At 65.5% G+C, this 25,219-nt stretch carries 22 protein-coding genes, 1 tRNA gene, 1 other RNA gene and 1 pseudogene; 15 read left to right on the top strand and 10 right to left on the bottom strand.

Annotated features, from left to right (window positions below):
* Window position 1: 1 nt before the first annotated feature.
* Together ACIP9X_RS00685 and ACIP9X_RS00690 are read left to right on the top strand one after the other, a co-directional pair.
* A complete protein-coding gene (locus ACIP9X_RS00685; protein WP_400477795.1) occupies window positions 2–997 on the top strand; it encodes a sugar phosphate isomerase/epimerase family protein in 996 nt (331 codons plus the stop codon).
* 15 nt (window positions 998–1,012) lie between these two features.
* Entirely contained in the window at window positions 1,013–1,546 is a 534-nt protein-coding gene (locus tag ACIP9X_RS00690; protein WP_400477796.1) for a GNAT family N-acetyltransferase, read from the top strand.
* On the opposite strand, the gene ACIP9X_RS00695 is transcribed toward ACIP9X_RS00690, so the two are convergent.
* Entirely contained in the window at window positions 1,547–3,691 is a 2,145-nt protein-coding gene (locus ACIP9X_RS00695; protein ID WP_400477797.1) for a glycogen debranching N-terminal domain-containing protein, read from the bottom strand.
* Window positions 3,692–3,730: 39 nt separating this feature from the next.
* Window positions 3,731–4,810: a glycosyltransferase family 4 protein gene (locus ACIP9X_RS00700; protein ID WP_400477798.1), complete on the bottom strand. Its 1,080-nt coding sequence runs from the start codon at window positions 4,808–4,810 to the stop codon at window positions 3,731–3,733.
* 245 nt (window positions 4,811–5,055) lie between these two features.
* Here ACIP9X_RS00700 and ACIP9X_RS00705 point away from each other — a divergent pair, with 245 nt between their 5' ends.
* Window positions 5,056–5,775, top strand: a complete 720-nt coding sequence (locus tag ACIP9X_RS00705; RefSeq protein WP_400477799.1) for a DsbA family oxidoreductase — start codon at window positions 5,056–5,058, stop codon at window positions 5,773–5,775.
* A gap of 51 nt (window positions 5,776–5,826) precedes the next feature.
* Window positions 5,827–6,474: a TetR/AcrR family transcriptional regulator gene (locus ACIP9X_RS00710; protein ID WP_400477800.1), complete on the top strand. Its 648-nt coding sequence runs from the start codon at window positions 5,827–5,829 to the stop codon at window positions 6,472–6,474.
* A gap of 3 nt (window positions 6,475–6,477) precedes the next feature.
* On the opposite strand, the gene ACIP9X_RS00715 is transcribed toward ACIP9X_RS00710, so the two are convergent.
* Entirely contained in the window at window positions 6,478–7,149 is a 672-nt protein-coding gene (locus tag ACIP9X_RS00715) for a LytR C-terminal domain-containing protein (protein ID WP_400477801.1), read from the bottom strand.
* Window positions 7,142–7,441, bottom strand: a complete 300-nt coding sequence (locus tag ACIP9X_RS00720) for a type II toxin-antitoxin system VapB family antitoxin (RefSeq protein ID WP_400477802.1) — start codon at window positions 7,439–7,441, stop codon at window positions 7,142–7,144. The genes ACIP9X_RS00715 and ACIP9X_RS00720 overlap by 8 nt, the downstream gene beginning before the upstream one ends.
* A 147-nt stretch (window positions 7,442–7,588) precedes the next feature.
* On the opposite strand from ACIP9X_RS00720, the gene ACIP9X_RS00725 reads away from it, so the two are divergent.
* Together ACIP9X_RS00725 and ACIP9X_RS00730 are read left to right on the top strand one after the other, a co-directional pair.
* Entirely contained in the window at window positions 7,589–8,521 is a 933-nt protein-coding gene (locus ACIP9X_RS00725; RefSeq protein ID WP_400477803.1) for a hypothetical protein, read from the top strand.
* Between the two features lie 210 nt (window positions 8,522–8,731).
* Window positions 8,732–10,288 carry a stealth conserved region 3 domain-containing protein gene (locus ACIP9X_RS00730; RefSeq protein ID WP_400477804.1) on the top strand — a complete coding sequence of 519 codons (1,557 nt, stop codon included), beginning with the start codon at window positions 8,732–8,734 and terminating at the stop codon, window positions 10,286–10,288.
* Between the two features lie 54 nt (window positions 10,289–10,342).
* Here ACIP9X_RS00730 and ACIP9X_RS00735 read toward each other — a convergent pair whose 3' ends face one another.
* Entirely contained in the window at window positions 10,343–11,254 is a 912-nt protein-coding gene (locus ACIP9X_RS00735) for a phosphodiesterase (protein ID WP_400477805.1), read from the bottom strand.
* Window positions 11,255–11,624: 370 nt separating this feature from the next.
* On the opposite strand from ACIP9X_RS00735, the gene ACIP9X_RS00740 reads away from it, so the two are divergent.
* The gene (locus ACIP9X_RS00740) at window positions 11,625–12,620 is read left to right on the top strand and encodes a hypothetical protein (protein WP_400478542.1); all 996 of its coding nucleotides are present in this window, start codon (window positions 11,625–11,627) and stop codon (window positions 12,618–12,620) included.
* Window positions 12,621–12,847: 227 nt separating this feature from the next.
* Here the strand turns inward: ACIP9X_RS00740 and ACIP9X_RS00745 are convergent.
* Window positions 12,848–13,213, bottom strand: a pseudogene (locus ACIP9X_RS00745) (M23 family metallopeptidase); the annotation flags it as partial.
* Between ACIP9X_RS00745 and ACIP9X_RS00750 the strand changes: the two are divergent.
* Both ACIP9X_RS00750 and ACIP9X_RS00755 read left to right on the top strand, forming a co-directional pair.
* Window positions 13,212–13,442 carry a hypothetical protein gene (locus tag ACIP9X_RS00750; protein ID WP_400477806.1) on the top strand — a complete coding sequence of 77 codons (231 nt, stop codon included), beginning with the start codon at window positions 13,212–13,214 and terminating at the stop codon, window positions 13,440–13,442. The pseudogene ACIP9X_RS00745 and the gene ACIP9X_RS00750 overlap by 2 nt on opposite strands.
* A gap of 274 nt (window positions 13,443–13,716) precedes the next feature.
* Window positions 13,717–14,625, top strand: a complete 909-nt coding sequence (locus tag ACIP9X_RS00755; RefSeq protein WP_400477807.1) for an oxygenase MpaB family protein — start codon at window positions 13,717–13,719, stop codon at window positions 14,623–14,625.
* Between the two features lie 87 nt (window positions 14,626–14,712).
* Here the strand turns inward: ACIP9X_RS00755 and ACIP9X_RS00760 are convergent.
* Window positions 14,713–14,800: transfer RNA gene (locus ACIP9X_RS00760), tRNA-Ser, on the bottom strand.
* Window positions 14,801–14,934: 134 nt separating this feature from the next.
* On the opposite strand from ACIP9X_RS00760, the gene ACIP9X_RS00765 reads away from it, so the two are divergent.
* The 5 genes from ACIP9X_RS00765 to ACIP9X_RS00785 all read left to right on the top strand — a co-directional run bounded on the left by ACIP9X_RS00765 (window position 14,935) and on the right by ACIP9X_RS00785 (window position 21,166).
* Window positions 14,935–15,279: a hypothetical protein gene (locus ACIP9X_RS00765; protein WP_400477808.1), complete on the top strand. Its 345-nt coding sequence runs from the start codon at window positions 14,935–14,937 to the stop codon at window positions 15,277–15,279.
* Window positions 15,280–15,329: 50 nt separating this feature from the next.
* Window positions 15,330–15,426: signal recognition particle sRNA small type (gene ffs / locus ACIP9X_RS00770), an RNA gene on the top strand.
* Between the two features lie 27 nt (window positions 15,427–15,453).
* Complete coding sequence (locus ACIP9X_RS00775) at window positions 15,454–18,885, top strand: DNA polymerase III subunit gamma and tau (RefSeq protein ID WP_400477809.1); 3,432 nt, start codon at window positions 15,454–15,456, stop codon at window positions 18,883–18,885.
* Window positions 18,886–19,082: 197 nt separating this feature from the next.
* On the top strand, window positions 19,083–19,682 hold the full coding sequence (recR, locus tag ACIP9X_RS00780; RefSeq protein WP_400477810.1) for a recombination mediator RecR: 600 nt from the start codon (window positions 19,083–19,085) through the stop codon (window positions 19,680–19,682).
* 125 nt (window positions 19,683–19,807) lie between these two features.
* Window positions 19,808–21,166 (top strand): aspartate kinase, encoded by a 1,359-nt coding sequence (locus ACIP9X_RS00785; RefSeq protein WP_400477811.1) that lies wholly within the window; start codon window positions 19,808–19,810, stop codon window positions 21,164–21,166.
* A 98-nt stretch (window positions 21,167–21,264) separates the two neighbouring features.
* On the opposite strand, the gene ACIP9X_RS00790 is transcribed toward ACIP9X_RS00785, so the two are convergent.
* Together ACIP9X_RS00790 and ACIP9X_RS00795 are read right to left on the bottom strand one after the other, a co-directional pair.
* Entirely contained in the window at window positions 21,265–21,480 is a 216-nt protein-coding gene (locus ACIP9X_RS00790; RefSeq protein WP_400477812.1) for a hypothetical protein, read from the bottom strand.
* A gap of 104 nt (window positions 21,481–21,584) precedes the next feature.
* Entirely contained in the window at window positions 21,585–21,779 is a 195-nt protein-coding gene (locus ACIP9X_RS00795) for a hypothetical protein (RefSeq protein WP_400478514.1), read from the bottom strand.
* A gap of 138 nt (window positions 21,780–21,917) precedes the next feature.
* Here ACIP9X_RS00795 and ACIP9X_RS00800 point away from each other — a divergent pair, with 138 nt between their 5' ends.
* A complete protein-coding gene (locus ACIP9X_RS00800; protein ID WP_400477813.1) occupies window positions 21,918–22,481 on the top strand; it encodes a MarR family winged helix-turn-helix transcriptional regulator in 564 nt (187 codons plus the stop codon).
* A gap of 168 nt (window positions 22,482–22,649) precedes the next feature.
* Here ACIP9X_RS00800 and ACIP9X_RS00805 read toward each other — a convergent pair whose 3' ends face one another.
* Complete coding sequence (locus ACIP9X_RS00805) at window positions 22,650–25,058, bottom strand: S8 family serine peptidase (RefSeq protein ID WP_400477814.1); 2,409 nt, start codon at window positions 25,056–25,058, stop codon at window positions 22,650–22,652.
* Window positions 25,059–25,219: the final 161 nt, after the last annotated feature.

Raw genomic sequence — 25,219 nt, forward strand, 5'->3', positions numbered from 1 at the left:
CATGCCCCGCCCGTATACCCTGTTCACCGGCCAGTGGGCGGACCTGCCCTTCGAGGAAGTCGCCAGGCTCGCCTCCGGCTGGGGCTACGACGGCCTGGAAATCGCCGTCTCCGGGGACCACCTGGACGCCTGGCGCTGGGACGAACCCGGCTACGTCGAGTCCAAACTCGCCATCCTGGAGAAATACAACCTGAAGGTCTGGGCGATCTCCAACCACCTCAAGGGCCAGGCCGTCTGCGATGACCCCATCGACTTCCGCCACGAGGCGATCGTCGGATCCAAAGTCTGGGGCGACGGCGACCCCGAAGGCGTCCGCACCCGCGCGGCCGAGGAAATGAAACACACCGCCCGCCTCGCCAAGGCCCTCGGCGTGGACACCGTCGTCGGATTCACCGGCTCCTCCATCTGGCAGTACGTGGCCATGTTCCCGCCCGTCCCGGAAAAGGTCATCGACGCCGGCTACCAGGACTTCGCTGACCGCTGGAACCCCATCCTGGACGTCTTCGACGAGTGCGGCGTCCGCTTCGCCCATGAAGTCCACCCGTCCGAGATCGCCTACGACTACTGGACCACCGTCCGGACCCTGGAAGCGATCGGCCACCGTGAGGCGTTCGGCCTGAACTGGGACCCCTCGCACTTCATGTGGCAGGGCATCGACCCGGTCTCCTTCATCTGGGACTTCAAGGACCGGATTTACCACGTGGACTGCAAGGACACGAAGCTGCGGCCTACCGGCCGGAACACCGTCATGGGCTCCCACCTACCCTGGGGCGACCCCCGCCGCGGCTGGGACTTCGTCTCTGCCGGACGCGGCGACGTCCCCTGGGAATCCTCCTTCCGGGCCCTCACCGCGATCGGCTACACCGGCCCTATCTCCATTGAATGGGAAGACGCCGGCATGGACCGCCTCCACGGCGCCCCCGAAGCCCTCGCCGCGCTGAAGAAGTTCGACTTCCCCGCCTCCCAAACCAGCTTCGACGCCGCCTTCAAGCAGTAGTAAGGGAAGCGATCCATGGCGCACTCCATCCGTAAGGCAACAGCGGAAGACGCCGGGCGGCTCACTGCCCTGGCCGAGGTCACCTTTCCGCTGGCCTGCCCGCCCGGGGCCTCTCCCGAGGACATCGCTGCCCATCTCGCCAACACCCTCAGCGAGCGCCACTTCCGGTCGTTCGTGGCGGATCCGGACGTGACAGTGCTGGTCATTGATGCCGGCGCCAGCCTTCGCGGCTACAGCCTGCTGGTACACCGCCCGGCGCAGGACCAGCACGTTGCCTCCGTGCTTACGGCGCTGCCGTCGGTGGAGCTCAGCAAATGCTATGTCCACCCCGACCACCACGGGCTGGGAGCGGCAACCGAACTCATGCAGGCCAGCATCCGGGAAGCTGCGGCCACCGGGGCCGCCGGGATGTGGCTCGGCGTGAACAGCGAGAACGCCAAGGCAATCCGGTTTTACGAGAAGTCAGGCTTCCGGAAGGTGGGAACCAAGTCCTTTCAGCTTGGCAGCAGAGTGGAACATGACTTCGTGATGGAACGCGGGCTGGGCTAGCTACCCGGGGACGTGACCGGGGAGGTCGCTGTCCAGGGGCGGACGGGGCTCGTGCCTGAGCTGCAGCCCAGGCGGCAGGCCCTCCACCGTCCCCCCGCCGCCGCTGGCACGGATCGTAATCCGCGAACGTCCCAGGAGCACATTGTCCGCCCGGAAGTCGCCGATGCCGTCCGGCAGGATGGGGGCCAGGTGCAGCACCCCGCGCGTGAAGTCGGGATCGAAGCGCAGGATAATCCGCGCCAGCTGGATCGGAGCAGCCGCGGCCCACGCCTGCGGCGAGCAGGCGGTCGGGTACGGTACCGGCTCGGGGAAGTCGGCACGGTCAAATCCGCAGAACAGCTCCGGCAGCTGTCCGCCGAAGTACGCGGCTGCATCGAAGAGTCCGCTGGCGATCTGGCTGGCCTCGTCCACGAAGCCGTAACGCATCAACCCGGTGGCGACCAGTGCTGTGTCGTGCGGCCAGACCGAGCCATTGTGGTAGCTGACAGGGTTGTAGGCTCCCATGTCCGACGCCAGCGTCCTGATGCCCCAGCCGGTGAACATTTCAGGGGACATGAGGTGTTTGGCCACCGTCGGTGCCTTGTCTTCATCGACGATTCCGACCCAGAGACAGTGCCCCATGTTTGATGCGCAGGAGTCCACGGGCTGTTTGTCCTTGTCCAGGGCGATCGCGAAGTACCCCTTGTCCGGCAACCAGAACCGCTCGTTGAACAGCCTCTTCAAGACAGCAGCCCGTTCGGCCCAGTGGCGCTCCAGTTCACTGTCGCCGGACCAGCGGGCCAGCAGCGACCGCCCCACGTAGGCCGCGTACACGTAGCCCTGTACCTCGCACAGGGCTATGGGCGGCTCCGCCATCCGGCCGTCGGCGAAGTTGATGCCGTCCCACGAGTCCTTCCATCCCTGGTTCAGCAGGCCGTGGGGATTGGGCCGCATGTACTCCACAAAGCCGTCGCCGTCGCGGTCCCCGAAATGCTCGATCCATTCCATGGCACGGTCTGCATGGGGCAGCAGCGGTTCGATGATGTCGTCGCCCAGTCCCCAGCGGCTGAGTTCACCGAGCGTCGCTACAAACAGGGGGGTCGCGTCAGCGGTGCCGTAGTAGGCAGTGCCGCCCAGAGCCATGCCGGCAGTGACGCCCAGCCTCACTTCGTGGGGGATCCGGCCCGGTTCTTCCTCGGAGTCCGGGTCCACCTTCGTTCCCTGCATTCCGGCGAGGGTCTGCAGGGTTCCGGCAGCCAGGTTGGGGTCGACCAGCAGCGACATGTAGGAGGACAGCAGCGAGTCGCGGCCGAAGAGGGCCATGAACCAGGGCGCTCCGGCGGCAACGGCGACCCTGTTGGCGTGTTCGTCGTCGAAAATGCGCAGGGAACCAAGATCACTCTGGCTGCGGTTCAGGACGTTCTGGACGTTCCGGTCCGTGACGGTCACCCGCGGTACGTGTTCCTCCCAGGCCAGGTGGCGCTTGACGCCGGTGCGGTGATGCGCAGCCGCGGCCTCCGTGAATGGTTCATCCGGCCCCTCGCCGTTGATCAGCGGAACCACGATGATGGTGGTTGACCACTCTTCCCTCGGCGGAATCACCACCCGGAAGGACAGACCTTCCTCCCCTGCCTGCCCGCCCGCTGCGCGGATGACCGTCCCCCGCGTCTCGCCGCCGCGTTCTGCTTCAATGTGCAGCTCAGGGCCCCGGACAGTCCGCCGGACGACGGCGCCGGCAGCCACCCTGCCGCCCTTGACGTCGAAGAGGTCCGCCAGGTCAGCGTCCACCTTCAGCTCGATCTCACAGACTGCAGGCGCGGCCGAGTAGTTGCGGATGGTGACGTCATCCCGCAGCCCGGGCCCCACATGCCGCTGGTGCCGGACAACCAGCGGGCTGTCGAACCTCCCGTCCTCCCACCGTGCCCGTCCCACGAACATGGCCTGGAAGGAGGTGGGAGTGCGGGCCCCCAGCGGTTCCCGGAGGGCGCCGTTGATCTTCAGGACCCACTCCGAAACGACGCGGGTGTCCTGATAGAACACCCCTTGCGAACCTCCCGGAATGATGTCGCCGCTCTGGGACGAGATGCAGAACGAGGACCCTTCAACGACGGTGACAGCACCGGCGTCGGCGGGGCCCGCTTCGGTGTCGGCATTCCAGGCATTCATGGGCTGGTGTCTTCCCTTCGCGCAGGCGGGGCGCCGGCCTCAGGTACCCGGCGGCGTTATTCGATTCTTATGCACCGCGCCCCGATCGGGAACCCCGCCGGGCACCCGCTTTTCCAGGATCTGCCTGTACAGGCTTAAATGGTCGGCAACCATGCGTTCCGAGCTGAACTTCTCTTCCACGGAGGCGCGGCAGGCGTCCCGGTTCAGCGCTGCCGCCCGGGGCAGCAGCGCCGCAAGTTCGTCCAGGGGGCCCAGGTATCCGGTAACGCCTTCCGCCACAATTTCCGGCGCTGCGCCAACCGGCGTGCCGAGTACGGGCGTTCCCGTGGCCAGCGCCTCGATCATGACCAGTCCGAAAGGCTCGGCCCACTGTATCGGGTTCAGGAAGACGCTCGCCTCGCCCATCAGCGCGTACTTGTCCGCATTGCCGATCTCTCCGATGAATTCCTCGTTGCTCCCCAGCATCGGCTGTACCGTCTCCTTGAAATAGCTCATCTCCTCCGCTTCACGGATTTTCGCTGCAATCTTCAGCGGGATTCCTGCTTTACGGGCGATGGCGATGGCCTCGGCAGGCCCCTTATCCGGGCACATCCGTCCGACGAAACAGGCGTAGCCGCCTCGGCCGGTGCCCCGGGGGACCGCCGACAGATCCATTCCGTGGTGGATGACGCGTGCGACCGGCAAGTCCGGTACGCGGCTGACCTGGTCCCTGGAAATTGCGATGATGCTGGTAGTTTCTGCCGCAGCGCGGTATATGTCAGCTGCTGAGGGCGCCAGCTGGCAGTGAATGGTTGTCACCACTGGCACTGAGGCCGGGCGGTTCCTGTAAAGGGGACCCGCAAGAGTGTGATCGTGGATGATGTCCACCCCGCCCATCCCCCGGTAGGCGCGTATCACGTGGCTCAGTTCGGAGAGCGTGAATCCCAGCTCGGCCGGCTCCGAGTTCCTCATGTCGGGAGCGAAGGGCACGGGGCACTCACTGTCGGAGGGGGCGGCCAGGATGACGTCGTGCCCGGCGGCGGCAAAGCCCCGGGCGAGGCTGTCCACTACCCTCTCGGTGCCGCCGTAAGCGGCCGGCGGAACCGTGATCCACGGTCCTGCTATGAGTCCTATGCGCATCCCTGGCCTCCCGGGATACAGAGCAGGAGACTTCCGGCCAAGGGACGGAAGGCCTGCGGCGGCCCTCTCGTGGCGGGCGCCACGAAGACGTTCGGACGAACGGCATCAGAGGCTGACTGCATAACCTAGGTCAAACGATAAGGTTCGCAGTGGCCGCGGGCAATACTGTCCGCGGCGACGCTGCTTGTGGCCCACACAACGCCCCGGACAGGAATGCGGCCGCACCGGCGGAGGTTGTGGCAAGCATGAAGATTGAGATCTGGTCCGACGTCGCGTGCCCCTGGTGCTACATCGGTAAGCGCCGGTTTGAGGCAGCACTGGCCGAGTTCCCGCACCGCGATGCCGTGGAGGTGAAGTGGCGCAGCTACCAGCTGGACCCTTCCCTGCCCGAACATTACGACGGCACAGAACTCGATTACCTCAGCAGCCGCAAGGGCCTGGCTCCCGAGCAAGTCTCACAGATGTTTGAGCATGTGGCAGCCCAGGCCAAGGAGGAGGGGCTCGGCTACCGGTTCGACGCCGTCGTGGTGGCCAACAGCTTCACCGCACACCGGCTCATCCACCTGGCCGCCGCACACGGGAAGCAGGACGCCGCCAAGGAGCGGCTCCTCAGTGACCACTTCGAGCACGGCAAGGACATCGGCAGCCGGGAGTACCTCACATCGCTGGGCGCGGGCCTGGGCATCGACGCTGCAGCAGTCGCTGAACTGTTCAGCACGGACAAGTACGCCGACGACGTGCGGCAGGACATTGCCGAAGCGCGCGCCCTGGGCATCAGCGGGGTCCCCTTCTTCGTGATCGACAGGAAGTTCGGCCTGTCCGGCGCCCAGCCGTCCGCGACGTTCAGCATGGCGCTCAACCAGGCCTGGGAGGACGCCCACCCTCTGGTCATGGTCAACGCCGGCACGGACAGCGCCAAGGCAGCCAACGGGGAGGCCTGCGGCCCGGACGGCTGCGCCGTCTGACTCGAGCCAGCACTTCCTAAGTTTGGTGACAGATCGTTGTAAAGTGTGCGTATGCCACGGATTTCGGCCCCCAGCAACGCTGCGCAGCGCGCCGAGACCCAGCGCCGCATCCTGAACGCTTTCGGCGAGCTTCTCTTCACGCACGGGTTGCCGGGGCTGACCATGACGGACGTCGCCCGGCACGCCGGCATCGGCCGGACCGCCGTATACAACTACTACGCGGACATTGAAGAGCTGCTGATCTCCTACGCCCTGGTCGAAACGGAGCGGTTCCTCGCGGAGCTCAAGGAGTCACTGAACAGGCTCGATAACCCGGTAGACCGTCTGGCACTGTACGTGCGCGCCCAGGTGGAGGACCTCAGCCGCCGGCATCTGCCGCCCGGACCGGCCATGGGCGCCGTCCTTTCGCCGGCATCCTTCGCGAAGCTCGCCGACCACGTCGGCGGTCTCAGCGACCTCCTTCAGGACATCCTGCGCGAAGGGATGGAGCAGGGGTACTTTCCGGTGGCGGAGGTCCGGCAGCAGGCCCAGCTGATCCACGGAACGCTGTCGTCCAGCGCGGCACGCGGAAGCGAGGAGGCGGACGACCTCGAGGACCGCATATCCAGGACGGTGCGGTTCATCCAGCTGGGTGCCGGAGCAAGGTTCGACGACGGCGGCCGGCCCGTCCGGCTTGAAGGCCCGGCACCTCTGGGATAGGAGTCAGCCCTTGGCTCCCTGGCTGGGAACCACCGGCAACTGCTCTTCATCGGCGACGCGGCGGCTCTCGCGGGGGCAACTCAACGTACCTGGGGTCTGATCCACCAGTTCGGGTTTGGCCAGGCCGCGGTAGTCGCCCGTCAGGATTACGTCCACGGTGGCATCCTGGCGTCCGTCCTGGAAATAGTCGGAGCCAGGCAGGTTCCGCTGAACAGTAAAGGCAGCAGCCTGCCCGGCGGCCCCTGACACGATGGCGGCCACTCCCCGGTAGCCCGTTTCGATGTTGCCCACCTGGCCCACCTCGAACTTCCGTGCCTTGAACTCGTTGGCTGCCGACCTCGCTAGGCCGGCACGGGGTGTCGCGTTGAAGACATTGACCTTCACTTTGGCCGGTGACGCGTAGTCGAATGTAGTGGCGGGGCACGCTGACGAGTCAGCCTGGCTGTCCTCGCTCCCGGGAAATTTGATCTGTCCGTTTATGACCGCCAGCGCGCCCATAATGCCGGCGACAATAAGGCCGAGGAGCACGAAGAGCACCACGCCGTGCAGGATCTTGCGCCGCAGCTTGCCGGAGTTGTCCGCCGTCTCATCGTCCACGAACGTAGCCCGGAGCTCCGGACCGGTGATGACCCGGTGCCCGTGCAGCTCCGTGACATCCTTGGGTTTCCTAGCCATCGAGCACCAACACCCTGGCATGGATCGCGGTCCGCTGGTGAAGTGCCGTCCGGACAGCCCGGTGCAGGCCGTCCTCAAGGTAGAGCGTCCCCTGGTACTGCACCACGTGCGGGAACAGGTCGCCAAAGAACGTGGAGTCTTCGGCCAGCAGCGCCTCGAGATCGAGGGTCCGTTTCGTTGTTACCAGCTCATCCAGCCGCACGGGCCGCGGCGGCAGGGCCGCCCAGTCCTTCGGCGTGCTGTAACCATGGTCGGGGTAAGGGCGTCCCTCGCCCACAGCTTTGAATATCACCTTGCCAGCGTAAGCACCTTGCGTGTTCTAGGGAATGTGGAAAAGGCCCGGGCGAAAGGTTGTAGCCAAACAGTAACCATGGGTCATATCAGCGGCACAGGGGCGGGGCAGGGCGAGGGGACAGCCGTTGGCTGTCAGAATGGAGGCATGACTGCACCTCCCGCGAATGCTCCCTCCGCGACCTTTGGCGTCCACACGCCGTCGGCTCCTGCCCTCGCACTGCTCCTGGACGTCGACGGGCCGGTGGCCAGCCCCCTCACACGCGATGTGAAGCCGGCCATCATCGCTGACCTCGTGGCGCTGGCAACCGCCGGGATCCCCGTCATCTTCAACACCGGCCGCTCGGACGCCTTTATCCGCGAGCAGGTCATGGATCCCATGATCGCGGCAGGCATGCCTTCCGGCACGCTGATCCACGCAATCTGCGAAAAGGGCGCTGTCTGGTTCAGCTACACCGCGGCCGGCGCCGGACCCGTCCACGTGGACCGCGAGCTGGCTGTTCCGGCCGCCTACGGCGATGACATTCGGCGCATGGTGGCTGAGGACTACTCCTCGCACATGTTCTTCGATGAAACCAAACGGGCCATGGTGTCCGTGGAGCAGCACATCGAGGTGTCCAACAGCGAGTACCTCGCCGAGCAGGCGTTGTTCGACGCGGAAGCCATGGAGCTCATGCAGCGGCACGGCCTCGGCGTGGTCCGCCTGGACCACCACGCGCCCAATTCGGATGACGAGATCGACTACCGGGTGGACCCCACCATAATTTCCACCGACATCGAGTCGGTCCGACTCGGCAAGGACCTCGGTGCCAGCAGGGCAGTGGAGCTGCTCGCGGCGCAGGGCGTCACACCCCAGGCCTGGCGCACGGTCGGCGATTCCCGCACCGACTATGCGATGGCCGACTGGCTGCACCACAACGACCACCTGGTCAAGCACGTTGATGTCCGGCCGGCCGACGGCGTGCCGGTGAAGCCCTACCCGATTCTCACTGCCACGGACCTCGGTCTGGAGGAGACAGTGATTCACGACGACGCCGGAGCGGCTTTCCTGCGCAACTGGCTGGATGCGCTGGTCGGCTGAGCCGGCTTCCCGCCGTCGGGCATTGCTCTGGCATTGCCCTTAACCGCTGGCTGCCCTCGGCCCCGATATCCTCAGTCCCAATGCCGCAGGCGGCGCATGTTTGCCTGCAGTTTTCCGGGCAGGACTATCATGCAAGTAAAGACCCACCCTCTATGAGCACGGAGAATCACCATTACAGACGTAACGGTTCAGGATGATGTTTACTACGGCGTGCAGACTTCCGAGGACGTCCCGGTACTTGCGGAAGAGACGTCCCCGGCTGCTGTAGCGCGTCTGAAACACCGCCCCGATGTGGTCCGCACATCAGGGCGGTATGCCCTGATTAACAAGAACCGGACGCCCTACCAGGCAATGGTGGAGGACCTGCTCTTCCTGCGGAACGTGCTGGCGCAGGCCGGCCTGGACTACCTCCTGGTCCGCGGAAACAACGACCGGCCGGTGATCGCTCTGGACTGGAAGAAGCGCAAGAAGATGCGCGCTGCCCTCGTGGAAGCCTGCCGGGACGAACCTTTCTACTCCATGACGGTGGACGCCAAGAAGAAGACGTCTGTGCTCGTTGCCGACGGCGAGCTCTCCACCAACAAGCAGTCCAGGATCTTCCGGCTGTACAGGCCACGCGTGGAACCCAACGGCGGCTTCGAGTTCGGTGCTTCCGCGGGCGTGCAGGTGGAGCTCTGGAGCTTCGAGGGCGACGAGGTGATCCTGCCTATAGAAAATTCTCTCACCCGCCGGACCATGCTGGCCCAGGACGCCGTGCGCGGCACAGTCGAACGCTACGGCCACACCTGGCCGACCATCGAGAACATGTTCGCGGACCATGCCAGCGACATCAACTTCGACGTCGACCTGATCTTCTCCTGGGTGGACGGCAGCTCTCCCGAGTACATCGCCGCCCGCCGTGCCCGGCAGGCCGGCGCGGTGCTTGGCGAGGGTGACGACCATGAAGCGCGCTACCGCCAGATCAACGAGCTCAAGTACGCCCTTCGGTCGGTCTACATGTTTGCGCCGTGGATTCGCCGCATCTTCATCGCCACGGACTCCCCCGCCCCTGAGTGGCTGGCGGACCACCCGGCCGTGACGATCATCCGGAGCGAGGAGTTCTTCGCCGATCCTTCCGTACTCCCCACCCACAATTCCCAGGCTGTGGAATGCCAGCTGCACCACATTGAGGGCCTCTCCGAGCATTTCCTGTACTCCAACGACGACATGTTCTTCGGACGTCCCGTGGGGCCGGACATCTTCTTCACTCCTGGCGGCATCACGAAGTTCATCGAAGCTGAGACCCGGATCGGGCTCGGGGAGAATGCGGTGGAGCGCAGCGGCTTCGAGAACGCCGCCCGGGTGAACCGCAAGTTGCTGTGGAACCGTTTCGGGCGGATCACCACCCGCCATCTGGAACACTGCGCAGCGCCGCTGCGGCGCAGCGTCGTTGCCCAGATGGAGGAAGAGTTCCCGAACGAGTTCGCCAAGACGGCGGCCAGCACCTTCCGCGCGGCGGACAACATTTCTGTGACCAACTCGTTCTACCACTACTACGCACTGCTCACCGGCCGGGCCGTGACGCAGACGGCGGCGAAGGTCAGGTACGTGGACACCACCCTCCGGGCTGGGCTGAACTATCTGCCGAAGCTGCTTACCAAGCGCAACATGGACTTCTTCTGCCTCAATGACGGCAGCTTCCCCGAAGTGCCTGCCGGCGAGCGCGCAGAACTGGTGACTGACTTCCTGGAAAAGTACTTCCCCATAAAGGCTCCCTGGGAGAAGTAGACGCAAACGCCGGAGCCCCCGCAGCAAGCACTGCGGGGGCTCCGGCGTTTAGGACTAGTTCCGTGTGAGGACCGGCCGGTTCACCTTCTCCGGGATGCGTATTCCGGCAGCTGCCAGGCGCCGTTCCGTTTCCTCTGGGGTGACGTACTCCCCCACGGTCGGCGTGCTTCCCAGCGGCACCACCGAATGCACGATGGTGTGCTCGTAGACGTGCACGAGGTTGAAGGCCTGCCCGCCGTCACGGCCGCGGGTTCCTCCCACCGGGACGTTTAGATCCTGGGTGTAACACGTTGCCGAGGCGACCGACACCGGGATCCCGGCGAAGCTCGCCGTCGTCGAGTAGTGGAGGTGACCCGCCAGGATGGTGCGGACGTCCGAGTCCCGGACGACGGATTCCAGGGCAGCCTGGTCACGGAGCTCCACGAGCACGGACAGGTCCAGCACCGAGGGTACGGGCGGATGGTGCAACGCCAGGATGGTCCCGTCCGGAGCGGGCGTTTCCAGTTGGGCTGCCAGCCAGTCCAGCTGGTCGTCACTGAGTTCCCCATGATGGAAGCCGGGCACCGAGGTGTCCATGGTGATAACCCGCAGGCCGTTGACGTAGTAGCTGTGGTCCACAGGGGCGTCATTGCCCGGCTGGTCCAGCAGCCCTGCCCGAAAGTTAGCCCGGTTATCGTGGTTTCCCATGGCCCAGATGACTTTGGCGCCGAGATCCTTGCACGCAGGTTCGACGATTGCGCGGAGTTTGGCGTAAGCCTCGGGATCTCCCTTGTCCGCCAGGTCACCGGTGAAAATCACGGCTTCGGGGCGGGCCCCTGACGCCTGGACCTCGTCGAAGAGCTGGATCAGGCGGGCTTCGCTGTCCACAGCTCCGTACAGGGGGTCCGGACCTCCCAGCAGATGGGGGTCGCTTAGGTGGAGTAGAAAATGACGTGGCCTTGGGTGCTCGGCCTCGATGAGCTCCATTGCTGCCTTCGCGGTAGTTAGGAAGCGGTTGCCTCCAGTGTCCCTCTCAGTACGCTCCATCCAACCAGATAAAAAGCAAACTGCGGGGAAACTGAAGTTAGCATGTTGAAAAATTACGATGCTGGCCGCTTGCCGCCTAACGCTCCTCGCTTTCGTTTCCTCATGCGGATATCAGGCGATGTCCGCTGTACTGGGTGCCGGGATCCGGGATCGCCGGATCGACGGCGGGGGCAGGCCGCCCCACGCTGAGAGACCTTCGCCGGGCATGGCGGTGCGGGAAATCAGAAGAACGGAACCGGCCGGGGGCGCTGGTGGCTGGCCAAGGTGCGCACTGCGGAAATCCGCGCAACCGGCGTCAACGGATTCTAAGGTGAAGACCGCCCGAATCCTGTGGAGGGAAGTCACGTGGCACTCTCTCGCCGGCTGCATGGTCGTTACTGGTATCAACGGCCAAAACCTCCGCTGCATTCCCTCGACCTCCTTGCGGGTGGCGAACAGCCGGACGGCGAACCCCGCCGCGCCGTATTACGGCGCGGTTGTGGGAGTCGCCGTCACGGCTGTTCCGGTTCCTGCAGGTGCAGTTGCAGGAGCTTTTGTTGGACCAGGGACAACCGTTGATGGAACGGTTGCTGACGGTACGGGCACGGGCTCAGTCGGTGGAGCAGGGGCGGGTGCCGGAGCAGGTGCAGGGGCGGGTGCCGGTGCCGGAGCAGGGGCGGGTGCCGGAGCAGGGGCCGGAGCAGGGGCGGGTGCCGGAGCAGGGGCGGGTGCCGGTGCCGGCGCCGGCGCCGGCGCGACAATCCCAGAGCTGGGTGTGGGCGCAGGGGCCGGAGCAGGTGCCGGTTGCGGAGCTGGTTGTGTGAACGGATCCGGTTCAGGCGTTGGAGCAGGCGGACCAGGGGCCGGCTCGGGCACGGGATTCACAGGCTCCGTCGGGCCTTCGGGTTCCGGCACTGGCTCAGGGGTCGGATCGGGCTCAGGAGGCAGCAACGGATCGGGCGTCGGTGTTTCTGTAACCGGTGGCGTCGGGGTTTCTGTGACCGGCGGCGTCGTCGGGTCCGTCGGCGGTGCCGTCTCCTCGGTTGGCGGTGTCGTCGGCTCCGTAGGCGGCGTGGTGGGAGTTGTTGGAGTTGGAGTTGGCGTGGGCGACGTCGTTGCGGGCGGCGTTGTTGACGGCGAACTCGTGGCGGGCGGTGTCGTACTACCCGGCGCGGTCGTGGAAGGCTTCGTCGTGGTGGTGGTCGAGGGATCGGGCGCAATCGTCTGCAACGGGCTGCTGGTAGCTCCACCGGTGTTGGTTGGCCAAGGTGATGACGAGCTGGGTATCAGGGAAGGGCTGGCGCCGCCCGAAGGATTTCCTATGTAGGGCCGGGCGTCGTAATACGTGGAAGCTGGCGAGCCGCCCTCGTCCGTATTGCCCCGAAGGAAGGGAATGGTCCAGCCGGCCAGGCTGGCAGCATCTGGGTCGAAGCTGGTCATCACTGTTTGCTGCAGCCGCTCGAGCTGCGTGATGGGAAGCAGGGTCCACCTTGCCGGATCCACGTGCTGTCCGTTTTCGTGGACTTCGAAGTGGAGGTGGCATCCGGTGGATGATCCGGTAGTGCCCACCTGCGCAATGACCTGGCCGACGCGAACCCTGTCGCCCTTTGTCACGCCCACAGACTGCAGGTGGTTGTAGGTGGTTATGAGGCCGTTGCCGTGGTCAATCTCAATCCGGTTGCCGCCACCCCAAGGGTGCCATCCGGCTGCCCTGACGACTCCGGAATCTGCTGCGTAGACACGCGTCCCACATGCAGCGGCAAAGTCCTGGCCCCAGTGGAACTCACCGGCGTCACCTGTAAGCGGGTTGTGGCGCAGACCGAAAGATGAACTGGGGTTCAGTACCTCGAGGGGCGCCATGAGGAAGCCTGCTCCCGGCCTCCGGAGGGAGGACGACGCAACACCCGGGGATTGTGCCATGGAGCTGTCAGCGACCGTGACGCTCCTGGGGGAGGTTTCCACGGTGATTCTGCCGAAGGGAACTTTCGCCACCAACTCTGCCACGGGCCCGGTCACGGCGTGCCCCGTGGAAGGGACGTCAGGGTCGAGCAGCGCAGGTCCCACGTTGCCGGACGGTGGAACCACCCGGATGGCAGCTCCGTCAATCGCCCCTGCGGGCGACTGGACCTGGCTGGCCGGCGGTGCCTGAAAACCGAAAGCGAAGACGGAAAAACCTACGACAACTGCCGCAGAGAGGCTCCGCAAAGCAACGCGGCCAGGGCCGTTGGCCCCTGGTGTGTGTTGCTTTCCCCCATGAGTTGCCACAGAATTCTCCTGATGTAGGACTCGCCAAACTGCTGAATTGACGAGCGTGTCCTCCATTGTGGCCACAGCCGAAGTTCCGGGGAAACCCCTAAAACTGGGGGTGTGATTCCCATGGTTTATAGGCTTAATCCCCCGCCGCACATGCGCAAGAATGGAACATGCGGAACTTCCTCAGGGAATTGCAGGCGGAGATCCGGCGGACCTTGAGCGGCAGCCCCGATACGCCACCAGAATGGGCGGAAAAGTTGGCCCAGGGAAAGGACCCGGGCCTCTACCGCCCCGGTTCCGCCGTCTGGGCTGTCCATCGCGGAATGCCCACACTTGTTGCCGGCATTCGTGCGCTTCTGATGCAGACGCTGCATCCCGGAGTCCTCGCCGGCGTTTATGACCACTCGAACTTCCAGGAGGACACTCTTGGACGGCTGGTCCGAACCACCCGCTGGATCCATGCAGTGACTTACGGCTCCACGGCTGATGCCCGCGCAGCGACCAACGCGGTGCTTCGCATTCACGAGTCGGTGCGCGGGCAGTACGTAGACGGGGCGGGCGTCACCAGGGACTACTCGGCGAATGATCCGGAACTGCTCAGGTGGGTGCACGTCGCGTTCACGGACTCATTCCTCGCCGTGCACCGCAGATGGGGAGGACCCATACCGGGAGGGCCAGACGCCTATGTCCGTGAATGGGCCGAGGCTGGCCGCCTGATGGGCATCGAATCGCCGCCGCTCCGGGAAGCCGATCTGGCCCAGGAACTGGAGGCCTGGTACACAGCGGGTGCTTTGCGCGCCGACGAGAGGGTTGCCGAGACGGTTGCCTTTATCCGCAATCCGCCGCTGCATCCATCACTGTTGCCCGGCTACCGCATCCTTTTTGCGGCCGCCGTGCTGAGCCTGGAGCCAAAGTACCGGGAGATGCTGGGGCTGCGTAATGCGCGCCTTGGTCCATTTCCGCTTCCCGTGGGGCTGGCAACAAGGGCGACACTCGCCGTCGTACGCCTTGCTTTGGGCCCGATGGGTCCGAGTGAAAAGGCGGCGCGGCGCCGGCTCCGGAGGCTGGGCGTGGCCTGACCCGGGAAGGAGACAGCAGCCGCGGTGAGGATAGTCGGGAGGACAACAGAAAACCCGGTTCCGAGTGAATCGGAACCGGGTTTCCGGTGGCGGAGAATGGGGGATTTGAACCCCCGAGGGCGTTAACCCAACACGCGTTCCAGGCGTGCGCCATAGGCCGCTAGGCGAATTCTCCAGTTGCTTCTGAACCAAAAGCAGATACTAGAATACCCGAACTTTCCCGCATCGCCCAATTGAGCGTTCTGGCCCTGAATTTCAGCGTAGTTCCAAGCCTGTGACGGATAGGAATATGGCTGGCAGGATAGAGCCATGCCGCAGCTGCACGCCCTCGTCGCCTATGTTCCCGAGTCACACATGGACCTCGTCCTTGCGGCGATCGGAGACGCCGGCGCAGGGCGGCTGGGGGAGTACTCCCACTGCTCCTTCACCTCGTCCGGTACCGGCCGCTTTACCCCTCTGGCCGGCTCCAACCCCTTCATCGGAGCCCAAGGTGTTCCGGAGCAAGTGGCCGAAGTGCGCATCGAGTGCGTCGTTGACGCTGGGCTGCTCGATGCCGTGGTCCGTGCCCTTCGGGCCGCGCACCCCTATGAAGAACCGGCCTTCATGAGCTGGCCGGTGAACGGGCACCGGCAGCGGCCGGAGCAGCCGGGCTGAGAACCCGTCCCGCCGATTCGAGGCACGGCGAAACTTCGGGTAAAGTGTCTGACGGCCCCTCATGTGGCGTCATCCTGTTGAACTCCCCCAGGACCGGAAGGTAGCAAGGGTAGACGGGCTCTGGCGGGTGCATGAGGGGTCTTTTATGTCATCCCCGATTGGTAGGGTTTTCCTGTGACTGTTACTACCGCCCTGTACCGCAGATACCGCCCCGATTCGTTCGCGGACGTTATCGGGCAGGAACATGTCACCGAGCCGCTGATGACGGCCTTGCGCAAAAACCGCGTGAATCACGCCTACCTGTTTTCCGGCCCCCGCGGCTGCGGCAAGACCACGTCCGCCCGCATTCTCGCGCGCTGCCTCAACTGCGCAAAAGGCCCCACGGACACCCCCTGCGGCGTGTGCCGGAGCTGCATCGAACTGGCCCGGGGCGGCTCAGGTTCCCTCGATGTCATCGAGATCGACGCCGCCAGCCACGGCGGTGTGGACGATGCCCGCGACCTCCGGGAACGCGCCACCTACGCCCCCGTCCGGGACCGCTACAAGATCTTCATCATCGACGAGGCCCATATGGTCACCTCGGCAGGGTTCAACGCCCTGCTGAAGATCGTCGAAGAGCCGCCGGAACACATCAAATTCATCTTTGCCACCACAGAACCGGACAAGGTCATCGGCACCATCCGGTCGCGGACACACCACTACCCGTTCCGGCTGGTGCCGCCGGAACCGCTCATGGCCTACCTTGAGCTTCTGTGCCAGCAGGAAAATGTCCCCGTTGCCCCGGGAGTGCTGTCTCTCGTCATCCGTGCCGGCGCGGGTTCCGTTCGTGATTCACTGTCGGTGCTTGACCAGCTCATGGCCGGTGCCGGACCGAATGGCCTTGACTATGAGCTGGCCGTTGCGCTGCTCGGCTACACCCATGCTTCGCTGCTGGATGATGTTGTGGAAGCGATTGCCGCGTCCGACTCCGCCACCGTCTTCCGGGCAGTGGACAGGGTTATCCAGACCGGACATGATCCCCGCCGGTTTGTGGAGGACCTCCTCGAACGGTTCCGGGACCTCATCATCGTTCAGGCCATGCCCGAGAGTGCCCAGTCCATCCTCCGGGGCATGCCTGCGGACCAGATCGCGCGGATGCAGAACCAGGCGCATAATCTCGGCGGCGCGGAGCTGTCCCGTGCTGCGGACGTTACCAACACCGCCCTCACGGAGATGACCGGCGCCACCTCCCCCCGACTGCACCTTGAGCTGCTCTGTGCCCGCATCCTGCTGCCCAGCGCCGAACAGACCGAGCGGGGCATTGCCGCGCGGATCGACCGCGTGGAGCGGAGACTGAACTACGCAGGGAACGACGTCGGCACTCCGGCGGCCGCTGTTGCCGCACCCGCCGCCGCTCCGCACGCCCCTGCATCCCCGTCCGCTGCTGCCGCACCGGCCCCCGCTGTGCCTGCTGTTCCGGCTGCGGCGGCCGCGGTGCCTGCCGCCCCAGTACCTGCCGCCGCTGCGCCTGCCGCCGCAGCGCAGCCCAGCTCCGTGCCGGGTACCTCAATGCCAGACGCGTCGGTTCCCGCTGCCGCTGCACCGGTTGCCGGACCGCCCGCTACCGCTCCGGCCGGCGGGCCGGCGCAGCGCGAGCCCATGGCAGCGCCCCGGATCAGTACCAGCGACTGGCCCGTGGATGAACCCCAGCCAGGCACGGGCAGGTTTGCCTCCGGGCCGGTTGTCGGCAGCGGGCGCGAGTCCGCACCACCTCTCCGTGCCGACCAGCCAGGACAAGCGGAGCGACCCGCTGCAATGCCGCAGCGGCCGGCAGCTCAGTCTGCGCCCCACCAGGCTGAGCCTGCTCAGCCAGTACGGCCAGCTTCGGAGCCGGATAGCCGGCCCGCTTCCACGGGCGCACCTGCCCCTGCGCCCTCCGCTGCTCCCGCCCCTGCAGGAGGAGGCGACGTAGAGGTGCTGCGCCGCGCGTGGCCTGAGGTCCTCCAGACCCTCGCCAAGATCAAGCGCAGCACGTGGGCCCTCGTGGAGCCGAACGCCCAGGTTGGCCAGTTCGACGGCCAGGTGCTGACCCTGGTCTTCACCACTCCGGGGCTGGCAGGCGCCTTCGGGCGCGCGGATCACTCGGAGAACCTGCGCCAGGCCATCCACAAGACCATCGGCATCGACTGCCAGATCGCCGCTACGGCAGGCGCCTCCAACAGCCCGGCGAGCTCTGACCCAAACCCAAAAGGCCCTACTAGCCGTGACATTCCGGCCCCCACCACGGATGCGGACTGGGGACTGGCCCCGGCAGACACTGAGTCCGGAGGGGGAATCGCCTCTGGAGCCCAAAAGGACAAGGGGCTGGCTCCCGCAGCACCCTCACGTCCAGTCGCGGCTGCCCCCGCGGCCCACCGTCCGGCCGAAACACCTGGCCCCGCGGGGGAAAAAGCCGCCCGGGAAAACGCAGCGCCAGCGCGCGCCGTCCGTGAAACCCCTGTCCGCGATTCCCAGATTCGGGAACACATCTCAGGCTCCTCTGCTGTAACTGCTTCGCGCCCGGCGTCGGCTCCGGTGGACGCCACCCGCCCCGTGTCGGCTCCCGTGGAGCCTGGGGCTGAGCCGCGTGTGGCATACGCCGTTGAATCGGCCGAGGTAAGCCATGACAGTTCGTACTCCTACCCGGACGACGATTGGGGTCCGCCCCTCGACGAGGACGCGCCGCCGCTGGATGAAGAACCGCCCATGGACTGGGAACCAGCACCCCGTCAGGAAACCCGCAGCGTCTCCCCGCCGTCTGAACCATCCCGTACGGTGCCGGCCCCCGCCCCGAACAGCGGTGTAGACAGGCCGGCAGCGGATGCCTCCGCGGATCCCTGGTCGCGCGCGGTGGAGCAGGCACCCGGTGTTTGGCTTCTTGGTTCGGAAAGCAACGTGGGCAAGTACACCCGCCAGCCTGAAGAAAAGCCGCAGGCCCCGGCCGCTCCGAGATATGAGCCCGCAACGGCCCAGGTTCCGGCGGAATCCGGAGCGGATAATCCGTCACCCGTCATGGCGCCTCCTGCTGCCTTCCCGGCAACGGGCAACCAGCACATTCCGGCCACAATCCCGGAAGATGAGCCAGGCCGGGAGGAGGAGCCAGGCCGGGAAACGCGGGAGTTGGCGCCCGTCTACGCCATGGCCTCCGCCCCTGCCGAGGGATCGCGTGAAACGGCGTTCGCACCCAGTGCAGCACCGTCTCCACGCCCGCACCTCGCGCCCACGACGGTGACGGCCGTAGGAGGCGCACCGGCGGGGGCTCCCGCAGCGGGGCCGGACACTGCCCCCGCCACGGGTACCCCAGCAGGCAGGGGTACCGCAGCCCTGGCAGCGCCGGCGGCCGGCCGCGAGAAACTGAGCCTTTACCAGCGGTTGTCCAACAGCCCGGAGGCTGAAGCAGGTCGGGCCAAAGCGCTCAGCCGCCAGGCCGAACCCACCGTCTCCTATGTGCAGGACATCCCCAGCGTGGACGACGAAACTATCGAGGAATCGGGCGTGTTTGGAAGGGCTGCTGTTGAGCGTATTCTGGGCGGAAAGCTGATTGAGGAAAGGTCGCTGGACGGAAACCCCCTGGTGCCCCGCTACTAGGCTTCCCATGGCCCCGGCGGCTGTCCGGCCACCCGACTGCCAAGGCTGCAGGGCAAGCCGTGCAGCACCAGCCAGCAAGCCCGCCGGGTAAGGAACGTGCTGCACCAGGAAAACAGACTTCAGCCCGCAGTGGGGAATCCGCGGACAGAGCGTGGACTAAAGGCGTCCATCATCCAACCAAGTAAAACGAGGACATTGTGTACGAGGGTGCAGTTCAAGAGCTGATCGACGAGCTCGGGCGCCTGCCGGGTGTCGGGCCGAAGTCGGCTCAGAGGCTGGCCTTCCACATTCTGGAGGCCGACCCGCAGGACATGAAGCGGCTGGTTGACGCCATCACCACCGTCAAGGACCGGGTGAAGTTCTGCACCGTCTGCGGCAACGTGACGGAGCAGGAACTCTGCAACATCTGCCGGGACGCCCGGCGGGATCCTTCCGTCATCTGCGTAGTGGAGGAGTCAAAGGATGTCCTTGCGGTGGAGCGGACCCGTTCGTTCCGCGGCCGGTACCACGTACTCGGCGGCGCCATAAATCCCATTGCAGGCATTGGCCCCGAGCAGCTGCGGATCCGCGAGCTGCTCACACGGCTCAATGACGGCGCCATTCAGGAAATCATCATCGCTACGGACCCGAATCTGGAGGGTGAGGCGACGGCCACGTACCTGGCCCGGATGCTGAAGTCCATCGGCATCACCGTGACGCGGCTGGCGTCCGGGCTCCCTGTCGGCGGTGACCTCGAGTACGCCGACGAAGTCACGCTGGGCCGCGCGTTCGAGGGCCGGCGCAACGCCCTGAGCTGAGCCGCGCAGGGTCACAATTCCACGCCCCGACCGGGGCGGCGATAAACTGTCAACATCAGCTACGCCGTCGTGCCGCAAGGCCGCCAGGCCTCCAGAACTCCGATTGATCCAGTGAGGGTGCACGCATGAGTATGCCCAGTACCGATGTGAAGACCGAGCAGCAGCCGCAGGAGCGTGCCGTCAACCCGGCGTCCACCGCGCAGCTCATTGTGCAGAAGTTTGGTGGTTCCTCGGTAGCCGACGCTGACGGTATCAAGCGTGTCGCCCGACGTGTGGTAGATGCCCAGAAAGCCGGCAACGAGGTTGTTGTTGTGGTTTCGGCGATGGGTGACACCACCGACGAACTGCTGGACCTCGCCGCGCAGGTCACCGATTCCGCCCCGGCACGCGAGATGGACATGCTCCTGTCCGCCGGCGAACGCATCTCCATGGCCCTGCTGGCGATGGCGATTAACAAGTTCGGCGCCTCCGCCCAGTCCTTCACCGGTTCCCAGGCCGGCATGATCACCGACGGCATCCACGGCAAGGCCCGCATCATCGACGTCGACCCGCACCGGATCCGGACGGCCCTGGACAAGGGACACATTGCCATCGTCGCCGGCTTCCAGGGCATGAGCCGATCCACCAACGAGATCACCACCCTGGGCCGAGGCGGCTCCGACACCACGGCCGTGGCTCTGGCCGCAGCGCTGGACGCCGATGTTTGCGAGATCTACACCGACGTGGACGGCATCTTCACCGCCGATCCGCGTGTGGTTCCCTCGGCGCAGAAAATCGACCGCATCTCCAGCGAGGAAATGCTGGAACTCGCCGCGTCCGGGGCCAAGATCCTTCACCTGCGCTGCGTCGAATATGCCCGCCGGTTTGGCGTGCCCCTGCACGTCCGTTCTTCATTCAGCCAGCACGAGGGCACCTGGGTCATCCCCGGCGCCGACGACAAGATCAAGACTCAAGAGGGAGTTGCCTTGGAGCAGCCAATCATCTCCGGCGTTGCACACGACCGTTCCGAAGCGAAGGTGACCGTTGTCGGCGTTCCCGACATCCCCGGCAAGGCCGCCGCGATTTTCCAAGTCATCGCCGATGCACACTCGAACATCGACATGATCGTCCAGAACGTCTCCACCCACGGCACCGGCCGTACGGACATCTCCTTCACCCTGCCCATCGTCGAAGGCGCCGACGCACTCGCTGCCCTCCGTGCAGCTGAGTCCGAGATCGGCTTCGAAAGCATCGAGTACAACGAGAAGATCGGCAAGCTCTCTCTTATCGGCGCCGGAATGCGGTCGCACCCCGGCGTTTCGGCAACGTTCTTCAAGGCGCTTTCCGACGCCGGCATCAACATCAACATGATCTCCACCTCGGAGATCCGCATCTCGGTCGTAACCCACGCGGACCTGCTGGATGAGGCAGTCCGAGTCATCCACAAGGCGTTCGACCTGGATACCGAAGCCGAGGCCACGGTTTACGGCGGCACCGGCCGCTAGCCAACGGCTGCGAAACCAAGGCAGCATACGAAAGCGGCCGCCGGCCTGGGAAATCCAGGCCGGCGGCCGCTTTTCTGCCTAAACGGTGTTCCGTTTCCCTACTCGAGGTACTTCAGGTCGCTCTTGCGTATTGCGTAGTGGTGGCCCTCGGAATCCGTCTCGACTTCGAACTGCGCCAGCTCATCTTCTGAGGCGTGCTCGAAATCGTCATGCAAGTGAACCACAGGTGCGGCGGAGTCACCCTGGGTAGCTGGACCAAAGATGAACCGCAGCCTGTCGGTCAGGTCCATGAAGCCAGTAACTACATGTGCCACAAGTCCCACCCCCTTCCCTGAGCGAAGGTAAAGCATGCGCTCTGCACGATTGCCAGTGCCCTCATTTTACGCCGGGCGCGCCAAAATGGCCCCGTACGGTTCGGCTAGCGAAGGGATTTGTCGTCGGGGTTACGGGGCACCACATACGTGCTGCCGTCCGGGCGCTGGACCGTCTCCCACTGCTGGGTTTCCGCCTGGCGCTGGGCGAGCAGCCGGCGGTTCTCTTCGGTCATGTCGTGTCCCAGCGAGCTCCGGTTTGCCGGGCCGAAAATCGCCCTCAGCTTGCCCGTAGCGCGCATGAACCGTTGTGCTGCATTCTCTTTTGCCAAGGTGTCCACTTCTCCATACGAACTCTGCTGAAGTTGGCTGCCGGGAAGCCTGCCGCCACAATCAACGATACACTAATTGTTAGTGCACTAATGATTGAAGGGACATCCATGAGCGCCCCCTCAGGCGAGGCAACAACAAAAGAGCAGGCAAGGACACGCCTCCCAGTCGCAGCCCACAACGCAACTGAAGCCGCCACACCAGCGGCCCACGGCGGGGCCCACGCTTCCGCTGCGGACGACGACCTCCTGCTGGAGCGGCAGCTGTGCTTTGCACTGACTGTGGCTTCGCGCAGTGTCGTGGGCGCCTACAAGCCCGTGCTGGAACGCATGGGACTCACACATCCGCAGTACCTGGTCATGCTGTGCCTGTGGGAAAGCAGTCCGCGCACCGTGCGGGACATCAGCGAAGCGCTCGCGCAGGAGCCCGCCACCATCTCCCCGCTGCTCCGGAGGCTGGAAACCGCCGGACTCATCACCCGGCGCCGCGTTGAAGGGAACGAACGCGCCCTGGCCGTAGCCCTCACCCCTGCCGGAGCAGCACTCCGCCAGCAGGCGACCTCGGTACCGGGCACCATGATGGCCAAGCTCGGCCTGACCCGGAAACAGGTGGAGGACCTGCACCGCACGATGATGGACCTCATCGCGGCCACCACCGGCCGCAGCGCCGACTGACAATCAAGCGCCGGCTCACCGCCGTCGGACTTGTGCCGCAGCGCCGCACGGCGACACGCAGCGGTATCCGGAAGCGCGCGACGCCGGTACTCACCAGATCTGGTGGGTACCGGCGCCGTGCGTTATTGCGTTCTGCCCGTCCCGAGCGGTTGCCCTAGGGCGTTCCAGCTACCCGGCGGCCACAGGCCGCACCGCGACCGGCGAGCGCACGCTGTTCTCCGACGAAGTCCACGTCAGCGAGCCCGTGGCGTAGGTGCCCAGCGGGGCTCCCGCCGTCGTGAAAGTAACAGTGAAGATGGCGCTCTCCCCCGCCTTCAGAGTCAGCTCGGCCGGGCTGACAGTTGCCTGGACGCCGGGAACGTTAATGCTGGCCCGGTAGGTCCCGGCCTTCACTGCGGTCACGGCCCGGGTGACCACCTGGCTGCCGGCCAGGGAGCCCAAGGCGATGGACGGCAGGTTGACGTCCTTGGCAGCCAGCGGCGGAATGCCCAGCTCGACGCCCTGGCCCTGCAGGAAGGCGAGCCAGTCGCCGGGTCCGGCATCGTAGACCAGGCCGGGTGTCACGAACTTGGAGGGATTCACATGGCCTGCGCCCTGGGCGAAGACGTTGTGGACCTTCGCACCGTCCGCATTGACAAGGTCATACGCGGTGGTCATGATGGCCGACTTAACCGCGGCCGGGGACCATTGCGGGAACTTGCCCCGCAGCAGGGCTCCGGATCCTGCGATATGCGGCGCAGCCATGGAGGTTCCGGACATGAACCCAAACTTTTCGCCCTTGAAGCCAATAGGCGAAACAGCCGCCAGAACAGCGACGCCGGGGGCCGTGACGTCCGGCTTCAGCAGGTCGCCGCCCGCCGCCAGAGTCGGTCCCCGCGACGAGAATTCGGCGATCTGCGGCACTGGGGGAAGCGCGGCACCGGTGGTGTCCTCCATTCTCAGGTTCGCCGTCAGTCCCGCCGTTGCAGCCACAGCCTCCTTGACCAGAGGGTCGCCAACGTGGACAGTGGGGACGCTGTGCATGTCGGTATCAAGCGAGCCGGGCAGCACGTTGACGAGCACCATGCCCACGCCGCCTGCACGCTTCACCTCAACGCTCTTGTCCACCCGGGGGATGACGCCGCGGTCACACACGACAATCTTTCCTGCAGCCTTGGCCGGATCGAGGGAGTTCGGGACACAGAGGGCAGCGTCCGCATCAGCGGCTGTCGCCGCCTTGACGGCCAGCGCCAGAACGATGGGCTTGGCGGTCACCTCTTCGCTCATCACGCTCGCTCCCGCGAACTTCTTCCCGTCAGACAGCTCGACGGTGCCGCGGAGCGAACTGTCGAACGTCGAAGCCGCCACGCTGGTTACCCAGGGTCCGGCGTGATTCACCGTGCTGACAACGGGGCCTTCATTGCCGCCGGACGCTGCAACGAAGACGCCTGCGGCAGCGGCGTTGAGGAAGGAGAGGGACACCGGATCGGTGGTTGTGGTGGTGTTCCCGGAGATGGAGTAGTTAATTACGTCCACGCCGTCCAGGACGGCGTCCTGGATCGCCTGCATAATGTCCGATTCCAGGCACCCGGTGGTCGCAGGGGTGGCACCCTCCCAGCAGACCTTGTACACGGCAATCTTGGCCGCCGGCGCAACGCCGGAGCTGATTCCGAACGCGCGGCCGCCTGCCTCCTGCGCTATGTTGCTGTTGCCGGCAGCGGTGCTGGCCGTGTGTGAACCGTGGCCGTTGACGTCCACCGGTGAGAACAGCTCGAGCGGTGACCGCTGGTTCGGCGGGACGATGGCCTGGTAGCCCTCACCGTAGTAGCGGGCACCGATCACCTTGCTGTTGCACTCGGTGCCTTGGAACCCGTCGCCTGCGACGCAGTCCCCTACGAAGGTATCGCCGTTGGCCTTGCGCATGGCGATGGCGTTGCCCTGCAGGTGGTAGGGCTGGCCGATCTTCGGGGTGCCGGAGAGCCCCGGGACGGAATCGCCCGCAAAGAACGGATTGCCCGGGGAATATCCGGTGTCCAGCACGCCGACCACTACGCCCTTGCCTGCATCCTCCTTGCCGTCGAACTGCTGCCTCCAGACCCCGTCCGGCCCGGGGAGGCCAAGAAAATCGGTACTGGAGTAGGCCGGCTTGAGCAGCCTGTCGGGGACGACGGCGAGCACTCCCCGGTCGCCGGCGAGCTGCTTCGCCTGTTCAGCAGACAGTGCGGCGCTGAACCCGTTGAGGGCCAGGGTGAAGCTCTGATCGATCGTCACGCCCTTGGCGGTCGCCGCCTGCCGGTGCTTTGTCTTCAGGTGCGCGTCGTATTTACGGGAGTTGGGCCCTGACGTGTCCAGCTTCTTTCCCTTCGGAGCGGCTGTGCCGGGAATGCCGGCCACACCTCCCGAGTAGGTGGCCAGCGGCTTGTCCTTGAGCATCACGATGTACCGGCCGTCGTCGAACGCTTGGCCGGCGGATGGTCCAGGTGCTGCAGGCGCCGGGGCGGCCAGCCCCTGGCCGATGACCATGGCAAGGCCGACGGCGAGGACGGCGGGCAGCCGGCGGCGGATTTTCGGGCGGGAGGATGTTTGCTCGGTGGTCATGGGGAGATGCCTTCCTTGGTTCTTGGACCTGCAGACCTTCGGTCCCACGAACTGGACGCTCTGCCCCCCATGGGCGTCATCACTCTTTGGTTGTAACCGCGCACCCGTCAATGTCAGAAAGATACCGCGGACGCCGCCAAGAATCGATACCCTTCCGTTAG

This window comes from Arthrobacter sp. NPDC093125 (genome assembly GCF_044754225.1).
Lineage (GTDB): Bacteria > Actinomycetota > Actinomycetes > Actinomycetales > Micrococcaceae > Arthrobacter.